The organism is Mesorhizobium sp. M2A.F.Ca.ET.067.02.1.1, from assembly GCF_004023285.1.
Taxonomy (GTDB): domain Bacteria; phylum Pseudomonadota; class Alphaproteobacteria; order Rhizobiales; family Rhizobiaceae; genus Mesorhizobium.
The window spans coordinates 1-6540 of the sequence record NZ_RZSB01000312.1 but is presented as its reverse complement, the minus strand read 5'-3'; the positions used below and the strand labels follow the sequence as shown (position 1 = coordinate 6540).

Annotated in this window: 7 protein-coding genes and 1 pseudogene; 7 read left to right on the top strand and 1 reads right to left on the bottom strand. The window is 65.0% G+C overall.

The genetic code is table 11. The features are described 5' to 3' along the window. From EOA28_RS20400 to EOA28_RS20390, 3 genes and pseudogenes are all read left to right on the top strand, one after another. Nucleotides 1-119 (top strand): annotated as a pseudogene (locus EOA28_RS20400) (Holliday junction branch migration protein RuvA); the annotation flags it as partial. Nucleotides 120-162: 43 nt separating this feature from the next. Next, complete coding sequence (gene ruvB / locus EOA28_RS20395) at nucleotides 163-1200, top strand: Holliday junction branch migration DNA helicase RuvB (RefSeq protein ID WP_127249604.1); 1038 nt, start codon at nucleotides 163-165, stop codon at nucleotides 1198-1200. A gap of 132 nt (nucleotides 1201-1332) precedes the next feature. Continuing rightward, the gene (locus EOA28_RS20390; protein ID WP_127249603.1) at nucleotides 1333-2235 is read left to right on the top strand and encodes a metallophosphoesterase; all 903 of its coding nucleotides are present in this window, start codon (nucleotides 1333-1335) and stop codon (nucleotides 2233-2235) included. A gap of 16 nt (nucleotides 2236-2251) precedes the next feature. Here EOA28_RS20390 and EOA28_RS20385 read toward each other — a convergent pair whose 3' ends face one another. After that, the gene (locus EOA28_RS20385; RefSeq protein WP_127249602.1) at nucleotides 2252-3502 is read right to left on the bottom strand and encodes a cellulase family glycosylhydrolase; all 1251 of its coding nucleotides are present in this window, start codon (nucleotides 3500-3502) and stop codon (nucleotides 2252-2254) included. A gap of 56 nt (nucleotides 3503-3558) precedes the next feature. On the opposite strand from EOA28_RS20385, the gene ybgC reads away from it, so the two are divergent. The 4 genes from ybgC to EOA28_RS20365 all read left to right on the top strand — a co-directional run. After that, on the top strand, nucleotides 3559-4029 hold the full coding sequence (ybgC, locus tag EOA28_RS20380; protein ID WP_126080751.1) for a tol-pal system-associated acyl-CoA thioesterase: 471 nt from the start codon (nucleotides 3559-3561) through the stop codon (nucleotides 4027-4029). A 461-nt stretch (nucleotides 4030-4490) separates the two neighbouring features. Next, nucleotides 4491-5201 carry a protein TolQ gene (tolQ, locus tag EOA28_RS20375; protein WP_042645742.1) on the top strand — a complete coding sequence of 237 codons (711 nt, stop codon included), beginning with the start codon at nucleotides 4491-4493 and terminating at the stop codon, nucleotides 5199-5201. 9 nt (nucleotides 5202-5210) lie between these two features. Continuing rightward, entirely contained in the window at nucleotides 5211-5672 is a 462-nt protein-coding gene (gene tolR / locus EOA28_RS20370; protein ID WP_042645743.1) for a protein TolR, read from the top strand. A gap of 7 nt (nucleotides 5673-5679) precedes the next feature. Next, nucleotides 5680-6540 (top strand): hypothetical protein (locus EOA28_RS20365; RefSeq protein WP_128315208.1); only part of this gene is annotated, 861 nt, incomplete at its 3' end.

The following is a 6540-nucleotide window of genomic DNA, read 5'->3' as shown; positions in this document are numbered from 1 at the left end:
ATCTCGGCTATTCGCGCGACATAGCGGCAAACGCGGTCGCGGCGGCGCTGAAATCGGCCGGCGACGGAGCGGATGCCTCGAAGTTGATCCGTTTCGGGCTCAAGGAACTGGCGCGGTGATGCAGCGCTTGTCCCGCCAGCGGTCCTATGCCAGGAAGGCGGCATGAGCCTTTCGCCCCGCCTCATTGCCCCCGACAAGCGCGGCGAGGATGCCGACCAGACGCTGCGGCCGCAGTCGCTCGACGAGTTCGTCGGCCAGGCTGCGGTGCGCGCCAATCTCAAGGTCTTCGTCGACGCCGCCAAGGGTCGCGGCGAGGCGCTCGACCATGTGCTTTTCGTCGGCCCTCCGGGGCTCGGCAAGACGACGCTGGCGCAGATCATGGCGCGCGAGCTCGGCGTCAATTTCCGCTCGACCTCCGGCCCGGTCATCGCCAAGGCCGGCGACCTTGCCGCGCTGCTCACCAATCTCGAGGAACGCGACGTCCTCTTCATTGACGAGATCCACCGCCTCAATCCGGCGGTCGAGGAAATCCTCTATCCGGCGATGGAGGATTTCCAGCTCGACCTGATCATCGGCGAGGGGCCGGCGGCGCGCTCGGTCAAGATCGACCTTGCCCGCTTCACCTTGGTCGCGGCGACAACCCGGCTCGGGCTCTTGACCAATCCACTGCGCGACCGCTTCGGCATTCCGGTGCGGCTCAATTTCTACACGGTCGAGGAGCTGGAGCAGATCGTGCGCCGCGGCGCCCGGATACTCTCGATGCCACTCGGCGACGACGGGGCGGTGGAGATCGCGCGTCGCGCGCGCGGCACGCCTCGCATCGCCGGCCGGCTCTTGCGCCGGGTGCGTGACTTCGCCAGCGTCGCGGGCGCCGCGCATGTCGACAGGAAGATCGCGGACGAGGCGTTGACCAGGCTGGAAGTCGACGCGCTCGGCCTCGACGCGCTCGACCGCCGCTATCTGTCGATGATCGCGCGCAATTTCGGCGGCGGGCCGGTCGGCATCGAGACGATCGCGGCCGGGCTCTCCGAGCCGCGCGACGCGATCGAGGACATCATCGAGCCCTATCTCATCCAGCAGGGTTTCATCCAGCGCACGCCGCGCGGGCGCGTGCTGACCGCCAATGCCTGGCGGCATCTGGGGCTCGACCCGCCAAAGGATATCGCGCAGCAGCAGATCGGCCTGTTCCAGGAAGAGTAACGCAGATTTGTTCGCCGCTCGGCCAAGCAAGGGCCGATCTGCGCATAATCTGCGCGCCTTGGCCCAGCTGAGGGCGCAATTGCCGGCTCTAAGGCAGCTTCCTGACAAATCCCAAGGGGCTCGGGCCGATCCATGATCACCAGACGCGGTTTCCTGCGCCTTGTCGGCGGCTCGGCCTTCGCCATGGTGTCGCTCGGCGCCTACGCGGTCGGCATAGAGCCGATGCTGCTCACCCATGTGAAGCGCTACGCGCTGACGCCGCCGCATTGGCCAGTCGGCCTCAAGCTGCGCGTCGTGGCGCTCGCCGACATCCATGCCTGCCGGCCCTGGATGACGCCGGAGCGGATCGCAGGGCTTGCCGAGCAGGCCAATGCGCTGCAGCCGGACGTCATCGTCATGCTTGGCGATTACCCTGCCGGAACCCGCATGGTGACCGGCTGGGTGAAGGCATCCGAATGGGCGCCGGCGCTCTCCGCGCTGAAGGCGCCGCTCGGCGTGTTCTCGATCCTCGGCAATCACGACTGGTGGGAGGATCGCTCGGCCCAGGCGGCTGGGGCAGGGCCGACAATTTCCCGTAAGGCGCTGGAGGCCGTCGGTATTCCGGTGCTGGAGAACGACGCCGTGCGCCTGGAAAAGGACGGCAAAGGCTTCTGGATTGCCGGGCTGGCCGACCAGATTGCGCTCTTGCCGGACAGGGCAAAGGGCCGCGAGGGGCTTACCGGCCTCGACGATCTTCCCGGCACGCTGGCCAAGGTCGGCGACAGGGATCCGATCATCCTGCTCGCGCATGAGCCGGACATTTTTCCAAAGGTGCCCTGGCGGGTTTCGCTGACGCTGTCCGGACACACGCATGGCGGACAGGTGCGGCTGTTGGGCTATTCGCCGGTCGTGCCTTCGGCCTATGGCAATCGCTATGCCTACGGCCATGTCGTCGAGAACGACCGCAACCTGATTGTCTCGGGCGGTCTCGGCTTCAGCATTGCGCCGATCCGTTTCGGCGTGCGGCCGGAGATATTGCAGATCGACCTAGGATAGTTCGCTTCCCGCGCGTTCAGCGAGGCGACCTGATCACATCCATCACATTGGGTTCCGCCTTCTCGCCGTCGAACGCGTCGACGACGCCGAAGGCGCCGCCATAGCTCCACACCGACCAGGAGAACCCATGCGCCTCGGCGCGGCCGATCATGTCGCGCACATAGGCGGCGCGGTACGCCGCCGGCATGACGAAGCCGTTGCCATATTCCTTGCGGATCATGCCGAATTCGCCGAGCGTGATATCCTGCGGCCTGACGCCGTTGGCCTTCGCCCAGGCATCGACCGTCCTGAACGGCGCATCCATGACGGCGGCCAGCTTTTCGGGACTGTCCATCGCTGCCACCTGTTCGTCGAGATAGGCGAGCATGCCGCTCTGCCGCGCCCAGGGCGCCTCGGCCCTGATCCGGTCGCGGATCGTGTCCAGCGTCAGGTCCAACTGCGCCTTCGGAACGGCTGTGAGCGGATAGGGCAGGCCGGTGACGTATTGGATGAAATCGCCGGCCCAGGTCGCGCCCTGGTGTGTCAGAAGGAACGGGTCGTAGGAATGGAAGGTCCAGATGATGTTGTCGTCGGGGATCGTCCCGGGGTCGATCCTGGCCAGGGACTCCGCGTTTGAATAGCAGCCGCCGGTCAGGATCAGCGTGAGCCTGGTGGCGGAAGCTCGCGCGGCCGCGAACAGCTTTTTCTGGCGGTCAGGCCAAAGGTTGGTGCCGTTCGCGTCGCAATCGACGATCGGCTCGTTCATCAGCTCCAGCGCGACCTGCTTCGGATCTTCCCGGGCCAGCGTCTTTGCCATGTTGCGCACGACCTCGGCATAGGCGTCGAAGACGGCCGGGTCGTCCATCACTTGCCCCATGCCGATCTTGCGGTTGCCGCCAGCGGGGATCAGATGCAGGTCGACGATCACCTTCAGGCCGGCGCGGTTGATCATGCGCGCCGAGTCGAGCACGCTGGCATAGAGGTCGTCGCGAAGCGCCGCGGTCCGATCCGAGAGAAAGGGGGAGGGATCGACCGGCATGCGCAGGAAATCGAGACCGGCATCCTTGAGCGCCTTGAGGTCGTCCTGCTTGAGAAATTTGCGCCACTCCGGATAAGGCAGGATCGCCCGGCGATCGCCCCATTTGTCCTCGCTGGGCCAGGTGACCCACTGATCGAGATTGAGGCCGCGTTTCATCGAGAACGTCGCCGCCCCGGCCGGCAAAGCCAGCGCGCCGAGCGCAAGCAGCGCCGCCATCAAGCCCTTGATCATCGTGCCCAACAGTGCCATCCCGCCTAAAGCCCGAGGGCTTTAGCTGCCTGTTCGGGCCGAAAAAGGAAAGCGCGATGGACGATCATGGTGAATCGGCGGCGCTCAGCGCCGGGCTTTCCGGTGCGCTGACGGATTTCGGCCACCGGCTGATGGCCAGGGTCTACTACGCCGACACCGATTTCTCCGGCGTCGTCTATCATGCGCGCTATCTCGAGTTCCTCGAACGCGGCCGCTCCGACTATCTGCGGCTGACCGGCGTCCACCACACCGAGCTTCTCGACGGCAAGCATGGCGAGCGGATCGTCTGGGTGGTGCGGCGCATGGAAATCGACTTCCGCTCGCCGGCCCGCATGGACGACATCCTGACCATCGACACGCGCACCGACGACATCTCCGGCGCCCGCATCTTCATGGGCCAGCAACTGAAGCGCGGCGGCGAGGTGCTGGTCGAGGCGAAAGTCGAGGCGGCGATCGTCGGCGAAAGCGGGCGCCCGAAACGGTTTCCAAGGGAGTGGATTGCCGCCTTCATGCCTCGGGTACGCTGATATTCAGGTGATGCCGGCCTGCGAATGATGGCTTCCTGCGCTTCCGGTGCTCACGTAGTTTCTAACTGCCGCACGTCCTTATCGGAAAACCGGAGACCACTTTTCCGGGACATGCCGAAGTACGCTCCGCTCCGGTTCTCGGAAGCCATCGTTCTCGGCTCGGCCTGACCTGAATCTCAGCATACCCTTGCGGCGGCGCTTGTTGATTGGTCGCCTGCCAAGCGCGGCAATGCGCCGCGCCTGACATCCTAACCCATCCTTAACCATAACGGTTCATGAAGGAATTGGTGAAGATTGGCGCAATTCGTGCGCCTTCCTTTCACCAATATTTGCCTCGAAAAGGCCGCGAAACGGTGCATTCGGGGCGTGTCCCGCAAGCTTCACGCTTCGCGCGATCGGACCAAAGGGATGCCCATGGGCCAGCCGCCAGCGATGCCCGGAAAATCTTAAGGACTTAAGTGATGGAAAATATCGCACTCGCCGATCCGGCAGCGCATTTGTCGATCTGGGCCCTGTTCATGCAGGCCGGCTGGGTGGTCAAGCTGGTGATGATCGGCCTGCTCTGCGCCTCGATCTGGACCTGGGCGATCATCATCGACAAGCTCGTCGCCTATAGCCGCATGCGCCTCGCCCTCAATCGCTTCGAGCAGGTCTTCTGGTCCGGGCAGTCGCTCGAAGACCTCTACCGCACGCTGGCCGACCGCAAGACCACCGGCATGGGCGCGATCTTCGTCGCCGCCATGCGCGAATGGAAGAAGAGCTTCGAAAAGGGCGCGAAGTCGCCGCTGGCGCTGCAAACCCGCATTGACAAGGCCATGGACCTGGCATTGACTCGCGAGATGGAAAGGCTGGAGGGACGCCTCGGCTTCCTCGCCACCACCGGCTCGGCCGCGCCCTTCATCGGCCTGTTCGGCACCGTCATCGGCATCATGACCTCGTTCCAGGCGATCGCCGCGTCGAAGAACACCAGCCTTTCGGTGGTGGCGCCCGGCATCGCGGAGGCGCTGCTGGCGACCGCGATCGGCCTGCTCGCGGCCATCCCCGCCGTCATCGCCTACAACAAACTGTCATCGGACGCGAACAAGCTCGCCGTGCGCATGGAAGGATTCTCGGACGAGTTCTCCGCCATACTCTCGCGCCAAATCGATGAAAAAGTAGCGCAGAAGGCCTGAGGAACGATCATGGGGATGTCTGCTGCTGGCGCAGGTGGCTCGGGGCGAGGCGGACGCGGCCATAGGCGCCGTGGCCGTCACCATGGCCTGATGTCGGAAATCAACGTCACGCCGATGGTCGACGTGATGCTGGTGCTGTTGATCATCTTCATGGTCGCGGCGCCGCTGCTCACCGTCGGAGTTCCGATCGATCTGCCGGACACGCAAGCCAAGGCGATGAATGTCGATACGCAGCCGATCACCGTCTCGATCGACGCCGCCGGCAAGATTTTCCTGCAGGAAACCGAGATCCCCATCGAGGAACTGGTGGCCAAGCTGCAGGCGATCTCGAAGACCGGCTATGACGAGCGCATCTTCATCCGCGGCGACAAGTCGACCGACTACGGCACGGCGATGAAGGTCATGGCCCGCATTTCAGCCGCCGGCTACAAGAATATCGGCTTGGTCTCGCTGCAGGAACAGGATCAGTAGACGCCAGATGCGCACGGGCCTCACCTCATCGGTGATCTTGCATGCGGTGGCGCTGGCCTTCGGGCTGTTCACGCTGTCCTCCCCGCCGGCCATGCCGGCCGCCGACGTGGAGTCGGTGGCGGTCGACATCGTGCCGATGGAGGCCATCGCCCAAACACTGCAGGGCGACAAGAAGGCGGTTATGCATGACAAGCCGGCGCCGGTTCCGACGAAGCGGCCGGATGTCGTTCCCAATGCCCAGAAGGTCGGCGAGAATACGGTCGACACCGATAAGGCAGTGACGGACGAAGCCAAGCCGAAGCCGGTCGAGAAGACTGCGGCGCCGCCGCCCGCACCGACGCCAACCGAGAAGCCTGCGGTCGAGGACGTGCCGAAGCCGCAGGAGAAGCCGAAGCCGACGCCCGCGACGGAAGTCGCGCCGACGCCGACGCCGAAGGAAGAGGTCAAGCCCGAGCCGGTCAAGCAGACGGAGCCCAAGCCGACGCCGGCCAAGGAACCGACGCCAACGCCCGACAAGACCGCCGCCATCCAGAAGGAAGAGGTCAAGCCGGACGCGGTGGCCGAGGCGATCTCGCAGGATCAGCCGACGGATGAGGCGAAGCTGCCGGATTCAGCGCCCGCGCCGGAAGCACGGCCGAAGCCGCAGCCGCAGCCGCAGCCGGCCCAGGCCGAGAGCGCCAAGGCGCCGGATCGCAAGGACGCGGAAAAGCCGGTGAAGGAAGCGTCTTCCAAGAAGAAGTCGGACGAGAAGCAGTTCAACGCCGACGAGATAACGGCGCTGCTCGATAAGCAGAAGCCATCCGGCGGCGGCGCCAAACGCTCGACACAGCAGGCTTCGCTGGGCGGCGAGAAGGATCAGGGCCAGAAG

Excerpts from the sequence above, each read along its gene's own strand:
- tolR (WP_042645743.1), top strand. The coding sequence starts at position 5,211 with ATGGGGATGTCTGCTGCTGGCGCAGGTGGCTCGGGGCGAGGCGGACGC.
- EOA28_RS20390 (WP_127249603.1), top strand. The coding sequence starts at position 1,333 with ATGATCACCAGACGCGGTTTCCTGCGCCTTGTCGGCGGCTCGGCCTTC.
- ybgC (WP_126080751.1), top strand. The coding sequence starts at position 3,559 with ATGGACGATCATGGTGAATCGGCGGCGCTCAGCGCCGGGCTTTCCGGT.
- ruvB (WP_127249604.1), top strand. The coding sequence starts at position 163 with ATGAGCCTTTCGCCCCGCCTCATTGCCCCCGACAAGCGCGGCGAGGAT.
- tolQ (WP_042645742.1), top strand. The coding sequence starts at position 4,491 with ATGGAAAATATCGCACTCGCCGATCCGGCAGCGCATTTGTCGATCTGG.
- EOA28_RS20385 (WP_127249602.1), bottom strand. The coding sequence starts at position 3,502 with ATGGCACTGTTGGGCACGATGATCAAGGGCTTGATGGCGGCGCTGCTT.